We start from the raw sequence: 22656 nt of genomic DNA on the forward strand, positions 1-22656 counted from the left end.
TGGTTTATAACAGTTCGGAAAGGAAGGATTTCGGTTTGAAAAAGCGGTTCTTATGGATCCCTCTTCTATTGCTGATTGCAGCCGGCGCCGTGTATGGAATCATGACTGTCAAGCCTGCCAAGCGCGTAACGCCGATTGACCCGGAAGCGACGCAAGCGATTGACGAAACCGGCGATCTGCTGCTCGCGGACGATTTTCAACTGTACAGCGCCAACAGCAAATCGCGGTTTTGCAAAAAGATTTTGCAGACCGTTCAGCCGATCAGCGGCATCAGCTACACGTCGGAGCATACGGTCATCACGGTGTATAACCCGGAAGATTCGAAAGCGTTCAAAGGCTTTTATATGCGGGACAAGCAGTCGGACAGCTTCGTGCAAACCCCGACGCCGCAGCTGACGCCCCGTTTCAGTTATTTGTTCGGCGACGTGCTGTTTTTGACCTCGGCGGATAAAACGGCCCAGAAGGGCGGCGAGTTTACGAAGGTGGCGCTGTACGATCTGAAGGAGCATAAATGGCTGAAGGAATGGTTCGTGCCCGGAGGCGTCGAATCGGTGAAGGGCAGCGGAAAATACGTTTATTTTGTCACCTCCAACAATGCGGAAACAAGCTCGAACCTGTATAAAGCCGACGTGCTGAGCGGGGAATGGGGCAAGCAAATCCAGGAGGCGCGGCGCTATCCGCTCGACCAGGTCGCATTGGACACGAACGGCGATATATATATGATGATTTCCCAGCGGACGAAGAACGAATGGTCGAACAAAATATATAGATTCAATCCCGGGCAAAATCCGTATGAGCTGACGAAAAATTTTGTATCGAACACAAGGCCTTATTCTTATAGCATGACCGCGCTGCAGGGAAAAATGTTGATCCTGCTGCATGATGTGACGAACACGAACATGGAGCTGGAGAAGCCGCTCAGTCTGCTGAATTTGAAATCGCGCAAGCAGATACATCTGGCCTGGGATCACCGGCCGGTGGATGCGGATGCGTTCGCGGACGAATATGTCGTACTGGCGGAGGACGGGACGCTCGGCTTTGTCGGGCTGAACGCGACGGCGGACGAACCGCTGCGCGAGGTAAAGCTTGACGGACTGGCGGCGGGCAAGCGGATCGTTGTGAAAAAGTAAACCGGGGCCGGGAGACTGTCCGACGAAGCAGAACGGTGAATAATGGCGAAGTCATCTCCAAAGCCCGTTCCCGTCCTTTAATCGATAGTCTCCGCAGGTCTGAAAACCAGTCGTTTGGCAGCAATCAAGAGCCTTGGTGTCTGTTAGATTCATGGTGCTCTTCAATCGATTGGACGTTCATGTGCTTGCGTTATTTTGAAATGTTAGACTAGAGCAGACAGGAGTGTACCTTATGACATCACAATGGCGGTTTATTTCATCGGGCAATCATGACCCGGCTTACAATATGGCGGTCGATGAGGCGATCCTGACGGCCCACAGCGAAGGCAAGGTGCCTCCGACGGTCCGCTTTTACGGATGGAACCCGGCGACTTTGTCGATCGGGTATTTTCAAAAGGCGGTCGAGGAGATCGATTTCGGGCAGCTGGAGCTGGAGGGACTCGGCTTTGTACGCCGGCCGACCGGCGGCAGGGCGGTGCTTCACGACAAGGAGCTGACTTACAGCATCATCGTTTCGGAGAGCTACCCGGGCATTCCGCGCGGAGTAACGGAGGCTTACCGCGTGCTGAGCGAAGGACTGCTGTTCGGCTTCCGCAAGCTTGGGCTCGATGCTCGCATGGTTCAGCTGGAAAGCGAGGAGGACAAAAGCAAGTACGCTTCGATGGGCTCGGCCGCCTGCTTTGATTCGCCGTCATGGTATGAGCTTGTAGTCGAAGGGCGTAAAATCGCGGGCAGCGCGCAAACCCGGCAAAAGCAGGTAGTGCTGCAGCACGGATCGATCTTGCTCGATATGGATGTCGATCAGCTGTTTCGAGTGCTGAAGTTTTCCAGCGAGCGGCTGCAAGCGAGACTAAAACAGCAGTTCGTCAGCAAGGCGGTAGCGATCAACGATTTATGCCGCCAGCTCGGAAAGCCGGCCGTGGCTCTGCCAGAGGTTGAGGCCGCATTTCGCGCCGGGATGGCAGAAGGGTTAAACGTCGAGCTCGCGGATGGCGCGCTGACGGAGTACGAGCAATCGCTCGTTTCACAGCTCGTGAGCGAGAAGTACGCCAACGATGCGTGGAATTTGAGACGGTAGTTACCTGGCCGGATAATATGGCGGAGGCTGTCAGTCTGTTTGAACGTTTGGGATGGCGTAATAGCGGTGTGTGTGCTTATGGGTTGACGGAAAACGTATAAGCCGTGAGCGTGCTTAGTGGGTGGCGGAGTGCGTATAAGCGGTGATCGTGCTTGCCGGTTAGCGGAAATCGAAAAAGCGGAAAGCTTGCCTGTGATCAGGCGGACCGATTGGCGGATAGGGAAATTTCTATTGCTGAGATAGTGAAAGGCTGCCGAGCATGTTCGAGCTGGCAGCATCATTCAACAGACTATTGCAACAATGTCCCTCACGCAGCTTGAAGCGTTGCGAGGGACATTTTGTTTGTTTGCGCTAATCCCCTGAGGACAGCGCTGCCGGTTATGCTTGGTCAATGCCGATCAGCTGCTCGAACGCTTGCTGCAGCCGCCGGGTCACCGGGCCCGGCTCGCCACGGCCGACAGGCTTGCCGTCTACCGTGACGACCGGTGTAATTTCCGTAACGGTGCCGGTAATGAACGCTTCTTCCGCCGAGCTTAAATCTTCGATGGAAAAAGCGCGCTCATGGCAGCGGATGTCCAACTGCCGGGCCAGCCTCAGCACAACCTCCCGGGTTATGCCATGCAGTATAAGATGATTGGCCGGGTGCGTGAACAGCTCGCCTTCCTTGACCATCATAAAGTTGGATGCGCTGCATTCCGTAATCGTCCCGTTTCTATGTAAAATGACTTCGTCGGCGCCCTGATCAAGCGCATGTTGTTTGGCCATAACGTTGGCGAGCAGATTCAACGTTTTCAGGTCGCATTTGAGCCAGCGGATATCATCGGCCGTAACGGCTCTAATTCCGCCTTGCATCGATTTTAGAGTCCGCGAGACTTCGCTGCAGTAGGCCATCACGACCGGCTCCGCCTGCTGCGGAAACGGATGGGACCGCGGAGCGACGCCACGACTGATTTGCATATAGACGGTGCCCTCCTGCAAACGATTCGCCCCGATCAGCTCGAGCAAGAGCGAGTGCAGCTTATCGACGCCGTAGGGAAGCGGAATGCGCACTTCCCGGGCGCTTTTTTCCAGTCTGCGGTAATGTCCTTCCGGCTCGAACAGAACGCCGTTATACACGCGGAACACCTCGTAGATGCCATCTCCGAAATAATAGGCTCTGTCGTCGGGGGAGATCGCCACCTCGTCTTTGGGAAGCAGCTGATGCTGATATAAATAAATGCTCACGGCGGTTCCTCCTTAAGATTGAAATTTGGCGAACATTTGTTTGTGTTCGGGTCAAGGTTATGTTATGCTGTTAGCAATACAAAAATAAATCGCGTAATATCGTTAGCGTATCAAGCTTGGCTCTCCATGTCAAAGGCGAACGGCGGTTAACGTGACGCTCCCGGTCTTCCAAGCCACCATGCTCAATTTGTCGAAAAGACGACCCAAACTGCACGGGCGGCGGGTAAGTTTCGCAATCGTTTCATTCGCAATGGACTATTTTATTTCCCTGGCTCATCGTACAGGTTCTTAATGGGACTGGCAGCCTACAGTGAGAAATGTCGAAAAATATGGTTAATTCAGCCATCGAAAAAGAGCGTAATTCGGAGCAAATGAAAGCAATCGGCAATGCGGCTTGTCCTATTGCGTGATATTCCGCAGCTGTCTTAATAGTAACACCATATATTGTGTTGTATAATGAGAAAGCCATACTAGATGTTGTGCTTTTTTTGAATCTCTATTTTTTAGGAGGTTATCGGTTTGAAAACAACGGAAAGCAAGAAATTAAGCGGATTAAGCGAAAAAATTTTCCTTGATCGTTACGCCATGAAAAATGCGGACACTTCGTTAACGGAAGTCGGCGATACGGTGCTTGTATTGACGAAAGACGATCCCAAATTTCCGGCGAAGGAAGTCGGGGAAGTGATCAGCCGCGACGGCGGACAGGTCAAGGTGAAGCTTCGCAGCGGCGATACGGTCGAGTCATCGGTAGAAAAACTGACTCTGACATTGGAAAAAACGCCTGAACAGCTCTGGGACCGCTTGGCGGGGGCGATGGCTTCGGTCGAAGCTACTCCCGAGAAGAAGCAGGAATGGACCGAGAAGTTCAGATATATATTGGATGATTGGAAGCTGGTTCCGGGGGGACGGATTGCCGCAGGGGCAGATGCCAGCGAGGAGCTTACGCTGTTCAATTGTTATGTCATCCCTTCGCCGCATGACAGCCGTGGCGGAATTATGAGCTCTTTAAGCGAAATGACGGAAATAATGGCCCGCGGCGGCGGCGTCGGAATCAATCTTTCCTCGCTTCGTCCAAGACGGGCCGTCGTTAAGGGCGTCAACGGCTCCTCCAGCGGCGCCGTTTCGTGGGGCGGTTTGTTCAGCTATACAACCGGTTTGATCGAGCAGGGCGGGAGCCGCCGCGGCGCCTTAATGCTCATGATGAACGATTGGCATCCGGATGTCACCGATTTTATTACCGTCAAGCAAACGATGGGCCAAATTACGAATGCGAATTTATCCGTTTGCGTGAGCAACGGTTTTATGAAAGCCGTCAAGGAAGATTTGGACTGGGAACTCGTATATCCGGATACGACCGATGCGGATTACGACCAGCTATGGGACGGCGATCTGGATAAATGGAAAAAGCTTGGCAAGAAAATCAACGTTTATCGTACCGTCAAAGCGCGCGACATTTGGCATACGATTATCGAATCGGCCTGGAAATCGGCTGAGCCCGGCGTCGTCTTTATGGAATATTACAACCAGATGTCCAACAGCTGGTATTTCAATCCGATTATTTGCACGAATCCATGCGGAGAGCAGGGGCTGCCGGCGTGGGGCGTCTGCAATTTGTCCGCGGTCAACCTGTCCAAATTTTACGATGAGGAGAAGCATGACGTGGCCTGGGAAGAGCTCGGCAAGGTCGTGCGCTATTCCACCCGTTTCCTTGACAATGTCATCGATAAAACTCCTTACCATTTTGAAGAAAACCGCGTTAACCAGCAGAGCGAGCGGAGGGTCGGTCTCGGTACGATGGGCTTGGCCGAGCTGATGATCAAGCTGCATATCCGCTACGGCAGCCCGGAATCGCTGGTGTTTCTGGATAAAATTTACGGGTTTATGGCAAAGGAAGCGTACTTAGCTTCGGCGGATATTGCTGCAGAAAAAGGCAGCTTTACGAAGTTTGAAGCCGATAAATACTTACAAAGCGGTTTTATGAAGACGATGACCCGCGAGTATCCGGAAGTCGGAGCGGCCATTCAGAAAAAGGGCATGCGGAATGTAACGGTTATTACTCAAGCGCCGACAGGCAGCACAGGCACGATGGTCGGCACTTCCACAGGGATTGAACCGTATTTCGCCTTTGAATATTACCGTCAAAGCAGATTGGGCTTCGATAAGCAGTACGTGCCAATCGCGCAGGAGTGGAAGGATGCGAATCCGGATGCGGAGCTGCCCGAATATTTTGCCACGTCGATGGATTTATCGGCTGAGGATCATATCCGGGTACAGGCGGCCATTCAGAAATGGGTCGACAGCTCCATCTCCAAAACCGCCAATTGCCCGGCCGATTTTACGGTGGAAGAGACGAAGCGGCTGTATGAACTGGCGTTTGATCTAGGCTGCAAGGGCGTTACGATATACCGTGACGGCAGCCGCGATGTGCAGGTGCTCTCGACGGAGAAGAAGGATGAGAAGCAGAACGGAGCTTCCGATGCAGAGTCGCAATCGACACCAGCGGAAGCGAGCGGCAAGTCCGCGGCAGAACCGGCGGGCATGAGGGCGGACGGCCATGGCGGAGCTTTGGCCGTATCGTCAGCAGCCTATCCGCAAGGCGGCCAAGTGCTGGATAAGCAGTACAAGCGCCGCCCGCAAATTTTGCGCGGCGCCACCTACAAGTTCAATACGCCGTTTGGCATGGCGTATATTACGATTAACGATATGAACGGCTCACCCAGCGAGGTGTTCCTTAATGTCGGCAAAGCCGGCTCCGACGTATTTGCCATGTCGGAAGCGCTAGGCCGTGTTTGTTCGCTGTTCCTGCGTTACGGCGATCACGGCAATAAAGTGCAACTGCTGACCAAGCATCTGAAGGGGATCGGCGGTTCAGGCGCTATCGGCTTCGGGGCCAACCGCGTCGAATCGATCGCCGATGCGGTCGCCAAAGCACTGGAAATGCATGGAGACTTCTCGGATGACGCGGACGACTACGTGACCGCCACTCAGGAAGTCGTAATGGAAACGACGGCGCAATATGCCGTTAGCCGCAGCTCCGCCACTTCGCTTGACCTGTGCCCGTCATGCGGCTCCGCCTCGCTGATCAACGTCGAGGGCTGCAAAACATGTACGAACTGCGGGTATGGCAAGTGCTCGTGATGAGTTGCGGGATTGTGGATGGACATTTTTTTTGTGATGAAAATTATCTGGAAACGATAGACGAAAAGACAGCCGCGGCTGTCTTTTTCCATTTGAAGGAAAGGAAGCGGATGTGGGCGAAATGCTCATGAGCGGTCCCTTTGTTCTCGTATAGACTATTTTAAAATGGGCTTCGCCTTGGCAACGGTATAACCGCTGTCGCCTCCGACGTTCTAATTACTTTTGGCTCTGCTTGGGACGGGTTGACGAAAGGAAAGTTCTTCCAAACAGCCTCTTAGCTCATGTTGATAACGCGATTACTTGGTTCACAATTTTTTAAATACACTTGACCTTAACATGATGTGATGGATTAGGATATAAAGGATTAAACCAAGAAGGAGAGGTTTATTATTCAAATTAGTGAATTGTCCCGTATGACAGGAGTAAGTCTTCGTTCTCTACGATATTATGAAGAAAAACAACTTTTGAATCCAGTTCGTTTAGAAAATGGTTATCGAGAATATGACGAATCCCATATTGAGCAAGTCAGAATCATTCAACTGTATTTTAGTCTCGGTCTCACTGTTAGGGAAATAACCGATTTCTTTCACTGTACAATGCATGAGGAAATTAAGCGTCAATGCTTGCCAAATGCCATAGAGATCGGGGAAAGGAAGCTTTTAGATATCAAAAAACAAATCGAGACTTTAAGAATAGCCGAATCTCAGTTGGAAGATTACCTATTAAGTTGGAGAAAGATCTTACGTAAAGGAGAAGGGCAAAATGATTAATCAAATAAATTTAAGAAACCCTCGAATTGCATTAGTAACAGGAGCCAACCGTGGTATAGGGAGGGAAATTGCATATCAGTTGGCTTTGAAGGGGCTGCACGTATTGATCGGCTGCCGGGATGCAGATAAAGGGCGGCATACGGTTGAAGAGATGCGTCAAGAAGGACTATCAGTCGAGTTGCAAATCGTTGATGTGAGTGATACAGAAAGTGTCAGTAAGGTAGCAGAGACAATAAACCAACAATACGGTCGTCTGGATGTACTAATAAATAATGCCGGAATTATACGTGATCAGGGAGTTTCCGTGTTGGATGTAGAAGAGTCAGTGATCAAAGAAACATTAGAAACTAATTATTTTGGGGTTTTACGAATGATTCAAGCCAGTATTCCTCTAATGGAAAAAAATAGCTATGGACGCATCGTCAATCTCTCATCAGGATTGGGAGCTTTTGAGGTTATGCAGCATCAGGGGTTCCTAGGTCTTAACGGATCAGCATCAGCTTATCGCATCTCAAAAACCATGCTCAATGCATTGACATGCTTAGTTGCACAGGATGTTGCCGAAACAGGTATAAAAGTTAATGCGGTTTGTCCTGGCAGAGTACGGACGGATATGGGAAGAGCGACTACTTCCCTAACCGCTGCGGAAGGGCTGCCTTCCCCAGTGACGGTTGCGGAAGGAGCAGATACGGCTGTCTGGTTGGCAACTCTGGATGATGGGGGTCCCAACGGCGGGTTCTTTCGAGAACGCAAGCTTGCCGCTTGGTAGAAGTTTTTCAAATATTGAAACATTGGTGGGAGCTATAGTTCAATTTGTTGACCTCCCATACCCATGCGGGTGAATACCGACTCAATGTTATAACCCGCCGTGGAGAACGGCGTCTTTCTCCGACTTTTTTAAGCCTTTAAAAACGAGCTCATAGGAATGGTCAATCATACTGCACAATTCCGGCCCGGAAATGGAACCGTCCAAAATCACGGTATTCCAATGGCTTTTATTTAAATGGTAGCCGGGAATAACGGACGGATATTGTTGTCTTAAGTTTTCGGCGATAAACGGATCGCATTTCAAGCTGATGTTTGGGACGTTGTTACGCTCCGAGATGAAAGCAAATATTTTGGACGCTACTTTAATGACGAGCACATCGTCGCCGAATGGGTATTCCTCCCTGGTGCCTTGTTTGGACAAACAGTAACGGGTTAATGCTTCGATGTTCATATCTTATTCCTCTCTTTCAACCAACTCAATGATTTTTACCTACATTTAAATCGCGGTCGCTCATCTTGGAAAGCCTCGATGGAAGTTTTCATATACATACCGGAGCCAAAATATGGTATGCTTTAGACGGCATTTGGCTGGTATAAGTCCTTTGTACGAATCAAGACGGGGTGGCGTTTGTGGCAATCGGTGATGCAGTAAGTCTTTGGGATCTTTTGATCGAAGAAGGAGGTCTCAGTCCTAAAACCTATGATAAGGACATTTTGGCAGAATTTCAATCGAAGCTTATCGGTCATGAAGTCAATAATTTTCGCCAAAGCTTAATAACCGAAAAAATTAGCATCGAAAGATTTTTAACTGTATTTTTTAAGTCGCTTGAGCCTTTTAGCATCATGATGAACGATTTATTGGTTATGTTTGAAAAAGCGGGAGCCAAAAGCAACGGAAACCATGTACATATAAGCCTTAACCCGGATTCTATAAAGGAAGAATTTAAATTCGATATCCGTCACTTTATAGAAATGATAGAGCAGTGGAATCAAGTACGGAAGTCATTAGTTGTTTATCATATGAATGAAGATTTGCTTTGGGATACAAAAGGACTTGTTCACGGACTTTTGAGGCAGTATGTGCCGCATATTTACGACTACAAAGTTGAATCCGTTCAAAATGAGAGCGTCAGGCTGTGGTTGACAGCGTATAAAGACGGAAAGTGGCCCGATCATCGGCCTCTATTTCAACCTGTAGGATTAGAAAACATGGATCATTGGTTGCAGGTGATATGGAATGTGTGGGAAGACTTGGTGAGCGAAAGCAGTAGTTATGGGGCGGCTCGTTCTCTTTACCGGGATTTTATGAGACAAAGCAAAACCGATACTCCTAAGGATCGTAAGTTTATGCTTGATAAATTGGATTCGGACCATTTTGCGGGCAATTTGCTTATTTCCCTGTACGAGCTTCAACAGATGATGGTCTCGATGACCAATGATGAACGGCTGGAAGTAGAAGGGCAGTTTGTTGAGCGGATGGAAGAGCTATTTAAACATGTACCCTTCACAAAACGCGATATCGAAAGCACGGAACGGCTGTTGAAGGAATTTTTAAATCTTCCGGTCTGGAAACATAGATATGAAATTTATTCGGCCTGGATCTCTACACAGATCATGGAAGTGCTGGGATATGAGGAGCTTGATTTTTTTGTCGTTGACGGAACGCTGCGGTTTTCATTTTCCAAGACATTGCTTTCTTTGGCCAAATCATATTCACCTCAAGTGCAGGTATGGTCGGAGCTGCGGACACCGTTAATCAATCCGATTGGAAAAGGGAGGAAGGGGGCCATTCAACCCGACTATTCTTTACTGACAGACTCGGGCGGCCAAGAGAATCAAGTGCGTTCTACGATTCTGATTATTGAATGCAAACAATATTTGAAAGCGTCGAGGAGAAATTTCTCTAATGCCATAACGGATTACGCAAAAGGTTGTCCGAATGCTAACGTGCTGCTCGTCAACTATGGTCCGGCCAGTGAGTCGATTTTGAATGCCGTAGATCCAACGGTTAGAAGCAGAGTTCACATTATCGGAAACATGAGGCCCGGAATCCCGGAATCCCTAAGTATGTTTAAAACATACGTAAAGGAAGTTCTTGAGTCGAAAACGGCGGTCGTAACAAGAACGGATGAGCAGAGGATAGAGCTTTATTGGGGTGACCCGGATTGCGATCTCGATCTGCATCTCAAGGTTCACCATGATGATAAGAAAATCGAAATCAATCATGCCAATTTAGGGGGGGATGAGACTGTTCCATGGGCCTGCTTGGAAGAAGATATCCGAAGCGGCGGCGGTATACCGGAAGCTCTCCATATCCGTAACCCGGTTTCAGGCCGGTATTTGTATTTGGTGCACCAGTTTTTCGGGGACAAACCGTTAAATCAAAGTAAAGCTGTTGTGACGGTTTATCAAGGGGGAGAAGTACAACAATTTGAATGTCCTTCGGTAGGCGAGGGTATGTGGTGGGTACTGTATTCCTTTGATACCCGCGATGGAAAAAAAGTGATTTATAACCAAATCGTTGATGAGATCGACTACTTGAAGTTCTCCCTGTTACAGCAGCCGGGTTGACCGGCGTAGGTCTTTATAAAATGCGTCAACGTTTACAATATAGGGTAATTTATTGATTAGGTGCCAAAATGGCCGCCAAAGTCTGTCTTCATGGCGGGATTGATCAAATAGGAAACAACCGCGGAAGTCCTGTCTACTCTCGGCGGTTGTTTTTTTAAGATCGTCGTGGCCTAAAGCCTAGGTTATCAGTTCCCGCAGTGCTTCCGCAAATTTTGAGATTCCTGCACCGATCTCCTCTGTTTTGGGTCTTGCAAAAGTAAACCGTACAAAGCCCGAATCCGAACCATATACGCTACCTGGTACAAAAACGACTCCTTTTTTAATTGCTTCTTCCAGCAGTTTACCGTCATGGACTTCAGGAACCAGCTTGCACCACAAATGCAGCCCGCCCCGGGGGGGAGTGAACCTAACCAGATCCGGAAGTTCCTTTTGTAAGGATTCGATCAGCAAGTCCCGTTTAAATTGTAGCTGTAGTTGCAAACGTTCCAGATGAGGCTTGAAATAGGACGACCTTATAAACTGCGCGGCCACCTGTTGAGGAATAACGCTTAGACCGAAGTCCATCTGTTGTCTGGCATCCGCCAGCCTCTCCACAATGGAATGGGGGGCGACCAACCATCCGATACGCAGGCCGGAGGCAGCAATTTTGGAGAGAGAACCAATATAAAGGACGGAACCGTTCGAATCCATTGATTTGAGCGGAGAAGGTGCAGCCCCCTCAAATGCCGTCAGGCTAAAAGGGTCATCCTCCACAATTGGCAGCCCCAATTCACTTGCAACGTCAAGCAGCTGTTTGCGTCGTTCAACGCTAAATACAGTACCTGTAGGATTTTGAAAATTCGGGTTCATAAAAACCATCTTGATGCGATGTTTCTTGTATAAGGACCGAATGTCGTCGGGATAAATTCATGTTGATCAACAGGGAGCCGGAACAGCCGGAGCCCAGCTGATTGAAATATAGGCAAAGAATAGCAGTAGGAAGGATCTTCTATCGCAACAGCGTCTCCCGGAGACAATAAACATTGTGTAATCAAATATAACGATTGCTGAGATCCGGATGTAATTAAAATGGATGATTCGGTCGATTGGATGTCACGATATTGATCCAGATACGAAACCAGCGCTTGCCTGAGCGGAATATATCCTTGCGGATTGTCGTAGCCCAAATAAGAGGTGTATTGATGCTGGCTCATCAATGCTGCGATTTCATTGGTTGGAGCCAAATCTGCCGATAGCTCGCCGCTGGCAAAATCGATTAGTGACGGATTCTGAGTCAGCGCTTCCCGAATCCTTCGCATAAATGGCAAGTTTGGCAGAAAACTCCTGCCCTCGGCATACCGACTCCAGTTCGGCGTATGCTTAGGAGTAGCTCCCCATTTAGTTTTGCTTACACGCGTTCCACTGCCTGTCCGACTTTCAATGATTCCTATCGATCGAAGCTCTGCGAAAGCCTGGATGACAGTGCTTCGGTTTACACCCAGTTGATCCGCCAGTTTTCTTTCGGATGGAAGCAAGCTGCCCGGCGGAAATTCTCCATAGGATATACTCCGTTCCAAATGATCGGCAATTTGTTCATAAAGAGGTTTTTTGCTTTGTCGATCAAGTTTCCACATGATTTTACCACCCTCAATTTGTAAATAAATAAAATATTTCTATGATTTTTATCATACCACTGATTTTCAAAAATAAAGATGTTCGCTTTCATCATAACCATGACAATTGTTTATCCATTCCTTAAACATTGATAGCGGCGGAATGGGTTGGCTTGCATGTTCGCATTTCGTTCGCATATAATTAGAGTTAATGTTCCTTTAGATTGGAACGATCATGCAGGATAAGGGGGATCGCCATATGAACAAAAAGAAAACAATGTTGAAAATAGAATCACCTATGATTCCAAGTGAGCTGCCTGCATTGATGCTGCTTGATTTACAATTGAATGGTCATTTTGAAATGGGAATGGTTCAGGACTGTATCGTTGAACATCAAACCAACCATAAAGTTACCTTTGATAAAATCATCTTTAAAAATGTAACGTTTACAGAAGCAACATTATCCGGTGTTGAATTGACAGATATTATTTTTGAAAAATGTGATCTGTCCAATGCGGATTTGAGTGATGCCGTCATCCATAGAACTGAATTCAAAGAATGCAAAATGATTGGCATAAATATGACAGGTGCAACGCTCAGAAATGTTTTGTTGGATAGATGTATGGCCGATTATGCGACAGTCAGATTTTCAAATGCCAAGCAATTCCTTATTCAAGACAGTTCCTTGCGTCAATCCGATTTTTGCTATTCCAAATTGCACAAGTTTGAGTTGTATCGTTCCAACATAGATCAGGCTCTATTTGCAGGTACGGAGCTGAACGGAATTGATTTAAGCGATTGCGAGTTCAATGGACTTGGCGTAGATGTGGAAAGCTTGAAAGGCTGCATAATTTCCCGCGAGCAAGCTTATACATTCGCCGCTTTGTTCGGACTCATTGTTAAGGATTGATTTACAATAGATCGGCAGTTGCAGGTCCGATTCTTGATAAGGCGGAGGAATGGGGATAATATCATAGATGCGAACTTGTTCGTCAACAGCGGCCAAGAAGCATTGACATCGTTCAGCAGTTTGCGTATATTTATTAGGGGGACTAAATAAATGGAGTTTTCTTTGCAGGAAAGCATCAGCTATTGGATCAAAAAGATTTATCAAGAGACCGGACAGCTTTACAATCAAAGACTGGCCAAGTACGGACTAACGACGGCTCAGGTGAGTGTGCTGGCGCTGCTGTGGAATTTCGGCGACGGGCTGACACAGAAAGAGCTTCATGAGAAACTTCGGATCCGTCCGGCTTCGCTGACCAACGTGCTTGATATGCTTGTGGCGGGAGGATGGGTCGTTCGGAAGCAGGATGAGGAAGACGCCCGGGTCAAGCGGATTTACCTGACCGATTCCGGCAAAGCCCAGGAGAGCGTATGCGCAGGTATACTTGCAGAGATCGAGCGGCACGTCCAGCAGCATTTGGCGCCTGAGGAGAAGGCTATTATGTTGATGTGGCTGAAGAAAATCGAACGGTCTTTTCGGAAGGAGGGGTGAGAGGTTCGTATTTTTATATTCATTTATTTAGGTAAACTAAAATTATGCGAGACTAAATAATGATGCTGCCCCATAAAAATCAAAATGAGGAGAGGATTTCTATGGAGTTAGGTTTGAGAGAGAAGGTAGTCGTCGTTACCGGAGGCTCCTCTGGAATCGGCGAAGCTATTGCAAAGAAGTTCGGAGCGGAAGGCGCGCGAGTCGCCCTCACCTATGCCAATGGCTCGCAGGCGGCAGAGCGTATAGTGCGAGAGATTGAAGGCTATGGGACGGAAGCATTGGCGGTCCGCTACGATCTGAATGACGATCGGTCGATGGAGGAAGCCGTGAATGCGGTTGGCGAGCGGTGGGGTAATATCCATGTTCTCGTCAACAACGCCGTTCATTGGCCGAAGCGCAGGCAGCTTTCGTTCGAAGACGTTCCCGCAGAAGGCTGGAGGCGTGAAATCCGTGCCAACCTGGAAGGCTATTATCTTACGATCCAGCGGGTGCTGCCTTTCATGCGGAAATCGAATTGGGGACGGATCGTCAATATTTCTTCGGAGCTCGCGGTAGACGGGATGGCTGGAGGAGGAGCCTACACAGCCGCTAAAGCGGGCTTGCACGGTTTAACGGCTACTTTGTCCAAAGAGCTGGGACCGGACGGGATCTTCACCAACGTCGTCATGCCCGGTTGGACCATGACCGAGAAAGCATGGAAAACATTCCCCCATGAGATGATTGAACAAGAGCGGCTCAAAGTTCCGACCCGTAAGCACAGCGTTCCCGCAGATATCGCCAACCTGGTTGTTTTCCTGGGATCGGAAGCGAACGGCAACATCAACGGTGAGTTTATCCGCGTGACAGGCGGCAAATGATTTTTTGGGTTTTTGACCGTTTTTGATAGTGTACCGCCATGCGCCGACAACGCATGGCGGAAGCGAAATTGCCTTTCATCCACGAATTAGAACATTTCCGACGCAAAATGATCGCCGAGCTGCTGATCGCTGCCATGATGCTCCATGCGCATCAGCCGCTGGAACATGAGCACCAGCTTTATTTGCAGCAGATCATCCGTTTTTCTCAAGTCTATGTTCAACAGCGAGCTTATTTTTTCCAGACGGTACAGAACGGTGTTGCGATGAATGAATAATTGCTTGGCGGTGTCGTTAATTTGTCCTTTGTTGGCAAAATAAACTTCCAATGTGCGAAGCAATTCGCCGGAATATTCCTCATCCTTCTGCATCAGGTTATGCAAAATATATTCGCAGTATCTTTTCATCACTTCGCGGGGGATATGCCGCAGCAAATAAGTAAATTCCAGATCGGAGAATAAGATGACAGAGGAATCGAACGATAACCGTTCGCTGATCCGCTTGGCCTCCAGGCATTCCTCATATCCGTTCAGAAGCTCTTCGATACTGTATTTCGTTTTGCTGACGAAACAGCGCGCAGCATGTTCATTGATGGTGCTTAGCATTTTGGAATATCCTCTGGCGACGAGTTCGACGAAGGTGCCGCTCTTTTTCTCCTTATCCGGAAAAGTGAATAATGAGAATAAATCGTTATTTACGAACAAGTGATGGGACTCGGTGGAAGACAAGCCCGGGTCGAATTTAATTTCGCGACGTATTTCGCTAAGCTTTTTGTGAATGTGCGGGCTATTTTTAATTTCCGGCTTAAAGGTTGTCAGAACGCACAAATATGAGCCGGTCCATATTTGATCGCCGATGGCTTGCGCTTCCTCCAGTACGTCGGCCGTCGACGTCTGGCGCAGCAAGTACCGTTCGATAGCGGTTCCTAACCGGTAATTGGCGACTGAGGGCTGCTGCTCCTGAAAGGTTTCCAGATGATAAGAAAGCATAACGGCGGCTTGATGGAACGGGCCCTCCTCCTGGGGTTCCAAAGCATCCTTAAGGAGTACGAGAAGAAACCCATAGCATTCCCCATTCTTGATAAGGGGGATCCGGTACACCCAATCGCCGCCGTGCTGTGCCCGCACTTGCTTGGAGTTGGGCGGCCAAGGCCAATCCTGCAGCAGGCCGGCTGCCGTCCAATCGCTCGTATTATACAAAATTTCTCCTCTGATTCCGACTACAACAATAGGATGGGCCAAAATATCGGAAATCACCTGAAAATAGTTCGTTTGATCGCCGGTTTGCATAGCAAAATGCATTAATTTCTTCTGCATATCGAGAACGTTATGGAGATTTTTCGTATTTCGTACAAACTGTTCTTTAAACAAGGCATTGATTTGATCGGAAAATGCGAATTCAAATGGGAGCTCGATGAGCGGAAATTGAAGCCGGTCTGCTTCCTCCAGAACAATCCGGGGAATTTGCGTCCAATACCGTCCCAGTTTTATCCCCAGGGCGGCAGAGCCGCGTTCATTTAATTTTTGCAGCAATTTTAGAAAGTCATTCGGAGAATCTTTAACAACAAAGGCGGTGGACAGCAGCATCTCTCCCGGTTTAATCCATTCCCAGAAATCAGGGGCATCCATTAAATTCAACGACTTGATCACCCTTGTAAGTCCCCCGACTCCCGCAACCAGTCTCCCCTCCGAGAGCGGGAAAATATCAAGCGCTTCCCTAACAGTTAAATTCATGACGAACCCTCCCTTGTTTATTTCTGAATGATCCGGAGCATGTCCTCCCGTATATGAAATGATGATATGCCATATTTTATATATCCACGACCATTTATGTCAATAAAATTAACATAAAAGTAACTTTGTTTAGATAAAAATCCAAATGACAAGGCATATTTTTAGAAAATAAACAATTTTGTGTCAAATTAGTTTACATGTAAATGAAATGCACTTATGATTCAAGGATAAACGGTTCCGCCGTCCTTCGGGACGAGCGCGTTTGTCAAGGTTGTGCGAAGCTAAGTATAAAATCTTAATACTTTCTATTCAGCTAAACGAAGACAACAACATCTGTCAGGAGGGGTTCGGCAATGAAAATGAACAAGTTTAGAATGGTATGGCTCCCGGTATTATCAATTCTTATGGTATTGGTGTCAGCATGCGGCCAAAGCTCGAACCAACAGGCAAGCAATGCCGCGGGAGGGAGTCCGAAAGCGCAGGAAGCCTCTGAACCGTCCTATAACGGAGAAAAACTTGTTGTAGGCGTATGGGGAGGCGCTCAGGCCGAGGCCGTCACCAAGTTTGTAGTGAAGCCGCTGGAAGCCAAAGGGGCCAAAATCGAGCTTGTTCTTGGCGGTACAGGCGACCGTGTAGCTAAATTGTACGCTGAAAAAGGCAATCCCTCCATGGATGTTGCATTTCTTAATATTTATGAAGCCAAGCATGCAATCCAGGACGGTGTCGCGCAAGAGGTTGATCCTGATTTGCCGAACTTTAAATCGTTGTATCCGGTAGCTCAGCAGGGAGGGTACGGCTTTTCGCTTATGGCCATGGGGATTGCCTACAATAAAGAGCTTGTTAAAGAACCGATTAAGGATTGGAAGGATCTTTGGAGACCGGAGTTTAAAGGCAAGGTCGCATTTCCGAGTTATCCCGGCTTTGAGGGCGATTCTTTGGTATCGATGGCCGGAAAAGCGTTCGGCAGAACAGAGAAGGACGATAGAGCCAACTTCGACAAGCTGAAGGAATTAAAGCCCGTGCCGCTGGTTTACTCCAATCTGGATGAATTGTTCCTCGAAATGAAAAACGGTACCGTATTGGCCGTTCCGTTCTTTAACAGCTATGTAAATCAGTATATTGCCAAAGGCTTCCCCGTTGAGTTTGTTTATCCTAAAGATCCGGGGCCGGTTCTGGCGAAGAACACGATCGTTATCGCTAAAGGAACGAAGCATGAAAAACTGGCCAAAGAATTCGTCAACATGTGTCTCGGAAAAGAAATTCAGGAGTACTATGCCAAAGAGCTGTTCTTCGGACCTGTGAATAAAGAAGTGAAGGTGGCTGACGATGTAGCGGCCAAAATTGTGTACGGCGAAGAAAAGGTAAACCAGCTTAAATCATTGGATTGGGACTTCATAATTTCCAAACGCCCGGAGTGGGCACAAATTTGGGCTAAAGAAATATTGGGGAAATAACAGCAGGATGATGTTTATGGAAATAACAGCCGGGTTAAATGGATCGAACATGAAGGAGGGAAGCGGATGGAAATCGGGGTTGTTCGACCTCATGAGAAGAAGGACAGGAGAATCAAGCATCGATGGTCGAATTTAGCGCTGCTCTCTCCTGTGCTTCTCGTCTACGGATGCATCTTTATATTGCCTTTTCTTTTACTCGTCAACAATAGCTTTCATGTGAATGAAAAAGAAAAAATGATGTGGGAGCGAAGCTATACCCTGGATAATTATGGACGGTTCTTTACGGATTCGTACTTCTTGAAGGTCATTTTACAAACGTTTGGAATCGGCATGCTGGTTGTAGCGGTTACTCTGCTGCTCGGATATTTCATTGCTTACCATATTTACAAGGCGAAATCGTTTTTGAAAACAACCATGATTACGCTGCTTCTGACGCCGTCATTTACCGGAGCGCTTATACAGTCGTTAGGGATGTACTTGTTTTTTGCAAGGTATGGACCGGTCAATGTAGTGCTTGTGAAGCTGGGGATTTTATCGGCGCCTTATAACTTTCTGGGAACTTATCCGGCGGTTATTATCGCGCTGGTTCACTCTTTTATTCCTTTTATGGTGCTGCCGATCGTCAATTCGCTTCGCTCGATTCCTTTAAATGTTTTGGATGCGGCAAGAAGTCTCGGGGGGAGCCCGGCAACTACGTTCTTACGGGTCGTGCTACCGCTTACCCGCGGCGGGATGCTTGCAGGCAGTGCGCTTGTTTTCGGAGCTACCGTCGGCTCATTCGCTACCCCGGCGATCGTCGGACAGGGCAAAATCAGGCTAATCGGGCAAGTGATATATCAGCAGGCTATCGAGGTGTTCGATTGGCCGTTTGCCGCCGTTATATCGATTTTCCTGCTTGCCATCCTGGGAATCGTTACATTTGCGCTTATCCGTCCATTAAAGACTTCCGGAGGGAAACCGTCATGAGCCGCTTCAATATGATTCATCTGTCGATCATACTGCTGAAGCTGTTCAATAGATTGCTGCTTCTGCTCGCCTTCGTTTTTGTGCTGCTGCCTATGGTATTAATGCTGATGGTTGCGTTTAGCGATGTCGAATTTTTTACATTCCCGCCCGAAAAGCTGAGCTTTCGATGGTTCAAGGCGATGCTGGATAACAGGGGGTATATGACCAGCATCGTAAACAGCCTGGAGTTGGCTTCGGTTTCGGCCGTCATATCCACGCTGGTTTCGATTCCTGCCGCCCTCGCCTTACGCAAAGGCGGATATAAGGCTGTGGAAACCGTCATTGTGGCGCCTTTATTTTTTCCTACCGTAATCTGGTCTCTTGGCCTGCTGCAGCTGTATGGCGTTATAGGCATCAGGGGGACATTTGTATCGCTTACGCTGGCGCACTCGGTCATGATTGCCCCGTTCATTTTCCGGATCGTATTTCAAAGCCTGGGTGAGATGAACAGCCGGTTTGAAGAAGCGGCGCATAGCCTAGGGGCAACCAAGTGGATGACGTTCCGCCGAATTACGCTGCCTCTTATTTTGCCGGGAGTCATCGTAGGCGCGGTGTTCGGGTTTTTGATTTCGTTTACGGACGTAACGCTGACCGCATTTATTTCGAGCTCGGGAGATGCTCCGTTCCCTGTTCGCGTATATTCCGAGCAGCGCACGGCGGGCCTGAATCCGATTGTGCTGGTATGGTCCACCATCATTACCGTGGTCATATTCATCATTTCAATAATCGGCGAGAAATTTGCGCGCTGGTCTCGCTACTTTTAGAGTCGGTTGCTATAACATTATCGGACATACGAGGGAGGAACGTTCATGAGTCATCTTATATTGGAAAATATATCCAAAACATTTCGCGGTACGGAAGTACTGACCGATGTGAAGCTTCAAGTAGGGATAGGCGAATTTATTTGCCTCCTCGGTCCCAGCGGTTCAGGCAAAAGCACAATTCTAAGATTGATTGGCGGGTTTGAGCAGCCGGATGTCGGATATATTTTATTGGATGGTGAACAAATACAGGATCAACCTCCGAATAAACGAAATATCGGCTTCGTATTTCAGGATTATGCTCTGTTTCCGCATATGACGGTAGAAGAAAATATTGCTTTCGGCTTGAAATGCAAAAAGATCGATAAACAGCAGATGCAGGAAAGAATTCGCTTTGTTTTAAATTTGGTCGGGCTGACCGGCTTGGAGAAAAGATACGCCAAGCAGCTTTCCGGCGGACAGCAGCAGCGGGTTACCATTGCCCGGGTCGTTGCACTCCATCCTTCCGTCCTGCTGCTGGACGAACCGCTGTCCAATCTGGATGCCAAGCTAAGAAGACAAATACGCCTGGAGCTTCGGGCGCTGCAAAAAAAGCTCGGCACGACTACCATCATGGTTACGCACGACCAGGAGGAAGCGATGACGATGGGCGACCGGATTGCCGTCCTGCAGAACGGCGTCATTCAACAATTTGGCACTCCACTGGAGCTGTATAACCATCCGGTCAATTTGTTTGTGGCCGGATTTCTCGGAGACCCGCCGATTAATCTGTTGGAATGCAAAGGGGAGGTCAGGCAGGAGAAGACCGGTGTGTCCGTATCGAACGTATTTTTTAACGTTGAGCTTTCAGCTGGCAGCCGGATCGGGGAATGGAAAGAAAAGTCTTGTATTCTGGGCATTCGACCTGAAGATATCGAGATTAAATCGCCGGGTGAAGGCTCCCTCGACGCGGTGGTGGAAATTGTGGAGCATATGGGGTCGTCAGCGCTGATCTATACGCGTACGGCTTCAGGCAATCAAATATGCGCTTTAAGTCCGACCAAACGGATTCCGGAACCGGGGCAAACGTTAGGCTTGCTTTTTCAGTACGAGAAATGTTTGCTGTTCGATGCGGAGACGACCAAGACGATGAAAGATGTCGTGATGACGGCGGCTTTAACGGCTGAAGCTACGGTCTAGGATAACTAGAGACGATGATGTTTGTTACGGGGGGCACGGAAAGGGATGTGGAGGAGATGAACAAAAGAACGGTTTTAATAACGGGCGGAAACCGCGGGATCGGTCTTGCTATCGGAACGAAGTTTGCACAGGAGGGATACGCGGTTGTGATCCTCGATCTGCCGGACGAACCAAGCCCGGAGGCGCTGCAGCTAGTAACCTCAAGCGGCGGGGCGTATTTCCGCTGTGATATCAGCAAGAAATCGGTCGTGGATCAAGTCGTCGGACCTATATTGGAGCAGTTCGGTTTTGTCGATGTTCTTGTAAACAATGCCGGTATTTTGAGATGGAAGTCGGTTCTGGATACGACAGAGGAAGATTTGGACACGACTTTTGATGTCAACGTCAAGGGTATGTATTTCGTCACACAGCCTATTGCGCATGAAATGATCAAACGCAAGGAAGGCAATATCATCAATATGGCGTCGATGGGAGGCAAGTGGGGCGGCACGCTCGAATCGGCGTATTGCGCCAGCAAGGCGGCTGTTATCGAGCTTACGAGAGTGATGGCGATGGAATTCGGGCCGAGCAACATTCGGGTTAACAGCCTGTGCCCGGGAATTATTCAAACCCGGATCGGGGAGGACGCTCCGAAGCCATCGGAATACTGGCTGGAGAAGACGCCGCTCGGCAGGCTGGGCAAGCCTGAGGATGTGGCGGAGGTCGCTTATTTTCTGGCTTCTCCGGCGGCCCGTTACATGACAGGTCAGCCCATTAATGTGACGGGCGGCATGATTATGTATTAAGCGTCTGTCCGCCGGACCGGATTTGACGAACTATGTTTCACCGTTTAGCTTTCGCGGGACAGACTCTTAGATGACGGTCGGTCCGGCTGCCAGTCTGGACGATGAAGATATTGCGGTATTGAACGGAACGCTCGCATAAATACAAGCAAGGGTCAATGAGTCCGGAAACAGGTAAATAGACAGAATGATGAGGTGAATGGACGATGAGATTGGCATCCGTAAAGCTGGACGGAACGGAACAGGCAGCTATCGCAGCAGACGATGGGCTGGTGCTGATCGATACGGTCAACAACCGGTCAGGCCGCTCATGGAATAGAGATTTATTCACGTTGATCGACAAGGGGGAGCTGGCGGAGGTTAAGGAGTGGCACGATCAGGGAGGCCGGGAGCTGTTGGCAGGCTTTGACATGATTCCTTTCCATAAAGCCGATTACGCTCCATTATTTCGCCGCCCGCGGAAAATTTGGGGAATAGGAGCCAACTATATGGAGAAGGCTGCCGCGATGTCGGTAACGCCCCCGAATCAGGAGCCGCTTTGCTTTATGAAGCCCGATACAAGCCTGATTGGCCCTCATGATGCCATCCTTCTTCCTTCCGAGCTTCATGATATTACTGCCGAGGCGGAAATCGGAATCGTTATCGGGAAAGTGTGCAAATATGTGCGGGAAGAAGATGCTATGAGCGTCATTGCCGGTTTTGTGCCGACTTTGGATATGACTGCGCAGGATATTCATGCCAAAAATCCGCGTTTTTTGGGCAGATCGAAATGCTTCGATACATTCTTTAGCATGGGTCCGCACCTTGTAACGCCCGACGAATGTCCTGAAGGAGAGCGTTGGACATTGGAAACCGTATTGAACGGCCGATCCATGTTTAAAAGCGATGCAGCCCATATGATTTATTCGATTCCGTTTATTGTTTCTTACTTTTCCGGGATGATGACGCTGCTTCCCGGAGATATCATTATGACCGGTACGCCGGGCTCTGTTCCTCTGCAGGCCGGCGACACGGTGGAATGCAGGATCGGAAGTTTTGAACCATTGGTCAATAAGGTTGCAAGGGAGATAACCGCATACCCATAAAATCACGAAATCAGGACTGTTGTCCCGCCCGTAA

At 48.6% G+C, this 22656-nt stretch carries 18 protein-coding genes and 1 pseudogene; 15 read left to right on the forward strand and 4 right to left on the reverse strand.

Annotation, left to right across the window (positions count from 1 at the left end):
- Nucleotides 1-35 precede the first annotated feature (35 nt).
- Complete coding sequence (locus E1757_RS19525) at nucleotides 36-1130, forward strand: hypothetical protein (protein WP_133231160.1); 1095 nt, start codon at nucleotides 36-38, stop codon at nucleotides 1128-1130.
- A 232-nt stretch (nucleotides 1131-1362) separates the two neighbouring features.
- The gene (locus tag E1757_RS19530) at nucleotides 1363-2208 is read left to right on the forward strand and encodes a lipoate--protein ligase family protein (protein ID WP_133231162.1); all 846 of its coding nucleotides are present in this window, start codon (nucleotides 1363-1365) and stop codon (nucleotides 2206-2208) included.
- A 378-nt stretch (nucleotides 2209-2586) separates the two neighbouring features.
- Here E1757_RS19530 and dat read toward each other — a convergent pair whose 3' ends face one another.
- Entirely contained in the window at nucleotides 2587-3426 is an 840-nt protein-coding gene (dat, locus tag E1757_RS19535; RefSeq protein ID WP_133231315.1) for a D-amino-acid transaminase, read from the reverse strand.
- Between the two features lie 591 nt (nucleotides 3427-4017).
- On the opposite strand from dat, the gene E1757_RS19540 reads away from it, so the two are divergent.
- From E1757_RS19540 to E1757_RS19550, 3 genes are all read left to right on the forward strand, one after another.
- Complete coding sequence (locus tag E1757_RS19540) at nucleotides 4018-6570, forward strand: adenosylcobalamin-dependent ribonucleoside-diphosphate reductase (protein WP_425464855.1); 2553 nt, start codon at nucleotides 4018-4020, stop codon at nucleotides 6568-6570.
- Nucleotides 6571-6983: 413 nt separating this feature from the next.
- A complete protein-coding gene (locus tag E1757_RS19545) occupies nucleotides 6984-7340 on the forward strand; it encodes a MerR family transcriptional regulator (protein WP_246079303.1) in 357 nt (118 codons plus the stop codon).
- A complete protein-coding gene (locus E1757_RS19550; RefSeq protein WP_133231168.1) occupies nucleotides 7333-8109 on the forward strand; it encodes an SDR family oxidoreductase in 777 nt (258 codons plus the stop codon). Before E1757_RS19545 ends, E1757_RS19550 begins: the two co-directional genes overlap by 8 nt.
- Before the next feature lie 87 nt (nucleotides 8110-8196).
- On the opposite strand, the gene E1757_RS19555 is transcribed toward E1757_RS19550, so the two are convergent.
- Nucleotides 8197-8559: an MmcQ/YjbR family DNA-binding protein gene (locus E1757_RS19555; RefSeq protein WP_133231170.1), complete on the reverse strand. Its 363-nt coding sequence runs from the start codon at nucleotides 8557-8559 to the stop codon at nucleotides 8197-8199.
- Between the two features lie 179 nt (nucleotides 8560-8738).
- Between E1757_RS19555 and E1757_RS19560 the strand changes: the two genes are divergently transcribed.
- Nucleotides 8739-10679 carry a hypothetical protein gene (locus tag E1757_RS19560; RefSeq protein ID WP_133231172.1) on the forward strand — a complete coding sequence of 647 codons (1941 nt, stop codon included), beginning with the start codon at nucleotides 8739-8741 and terminating at the stop codon, nucleotides 10677-10679.
- A gap of 177 nt (nucleotides 10680-10856) precedes the next feature.
- Here the strand turns inward: E1757_RS19560 and pdxR are convergent.
- A pseudogene (gene pdxR, locus E1757_RS19565) lies at nucleotides 10857-12292 on the reverse strand (MocR-like pyridoxine biosynthesis transcription factor PdxR).
- A gap of 238 nt (nucleotides 12293-12530) precedes the next feature.
- On the opposite strand from pdxR, the gene E1757_RS19570 reads away from it, so the two are divergent.
- The 3 genes from E1757_RS19570 (at nucleotide 12531) to E1757_RS19580 (ending at nucleotide 14626) form a co-directional block, all read left to right on the forward strand.
- Nucleotides 12531-13181, forward strand: coding sequence for a pentapeptide repeat-containing protein (locus E1757_RS19570; protein WP_133231174.1), 651 nt, complete (start codon nucleotides 12531-12533; stop codon nucleotides 13179-13181).
- A gap of 150 nt (nucleotides 13182-13331) precedes the next feature.
- Entirely contained in the window at nucleotides 13332-13769 is a 438-nt protein-coding gene (locus E1757_RS19575; RefSeq protein WP_133231176.1) for a MarR family winged helix-turn-helix transcriptional regulator, read from the forward strand.
- A 101-nt stretch (nucleotides 13770-13870) separates the two neighbouring features.
- On the forward strand, nucleotides 13871-14626 hold the full coding sequence (locus tag E1757_RS19580; protein WP_165972184.1) for an SDR family NAD(P)-dependent oxidoreductase: 756 nt from the start codon (nucleotides 13871-13873) through the stop codon (nucleotides 14624-14626).
- 86 nt (nucleotides 14627-14712) lie between these two features.
- Here the strand turns inward: E1757_RS19580 and E1757_RS19585 are convergent, their stop codons facing one another.
- Nucleotides 14713-16356, reverse strand: coding sequence for a PucR family transcriptional regulator (locus tag E1757_RS19585; RefSeq protein ID WP_133231180.1), 1644 nt, complete (start codon nucleotides 16354-16356; stop codon nucleotides 14713-14715).
- 353 nt (nucleotides 16357-16709) lie between these two features.
- On the opposite strand from E1757_RS19585, the gene E1757_RS19590 reads away from it, so the two are divergent.
- The 6 genes from E1757_RS19590 to E1757_RS19615 all read left to right on the forward strand — a co-directional run bounded on the left by E1757_RS19590 (nucleotide 16710) and on the right by E1757_RS19615 (nucleotide 22622).
- Nucleotides 16710-17810 carry an extracellular solute-binding protein gene (locus E1757_RS19590; protein ID WP_133231182.1) on the forward strand — a complete coding sequence of 367 codons (1101 nt, stop codon included), beginning with the start codon at nucleotides 16710-16712 and terminating at the stop codon, nucleotides 17808-17810.
- 66 nt (nucleotides 17811-17876) lie between these two features.
- Complete coding sequence (locus E1757_RS19595) at nucleotides 17877-18776, forward strand: ABC transporter permease (protein WP_133231184.1); 900 nt, start codon at nucleotides 17877-17879, stop codon at nucleotides 18774-18776.
- Nucleotides 18773-19579 (forward strand): ABC transporter permease, encoded by an 807-nt coding sequence (locus tag E1757_RS19600; protein WP_133231186.1) that lies wholly within the window; start codon nucleotides 18773-18775, stop codon nucleotides 19577-19579. The genes E1757_RS19595 and E1757_RS19600 overlap by 4 nt, the downstream gene beginning before the upstream one ends.
- Nucleotides 19580-19624: 45 nt before the next feature.
- Nucleotides 19625-20755 carry an ABC transporter ATP-binding protein gene (locus tag E1757_RS19605; RefSeq protein WP_133231188.1) on the forward strand — a complete coding sequence of 377 codons (1131 nt, stop codon included), beginning with the start codon at nucleotides 19625-19627 and terminating at the stop codon, nucleotides 20753-20755.
- A gap of 14 nt (nucleotides 20756-20769) precedes the next feature.
- A complete protein-coding gene (locus E1757_RS19610) occupies nucleotides 20770-21540 on the forward strand; it encodes an SDR family NAD(P)-dependent oxidoreductase (RefSeq protein WP_133231190.1) in 771 nt (256 codons plus the stop codon).
- 203 nt (nucleotides 21541-21743) lie between these two features.
- On the forward strand, nucleotides 21744-22622 hold the full coding sequence (locus E1757_RS19615; protein WP_133231192.1) for a fumarylacetoacetate hydrolase family protein: 879 nt from the start codon (nucleotides 21744-21746) through the stop codon (nucleotides 22620-22622).
- Nucleotides 22623-22656: the final 34 nt, after the last annotated feature.

This window comes from Paenibacillus piri (assembly GCF_004354045.1).
GTDB classification, from domain to species: Bacteria; Bacillota; Bacilli; order Paenibacillales; family NBRC-103111; genus Paenibacillus_S; species Paenibacillus_S piri.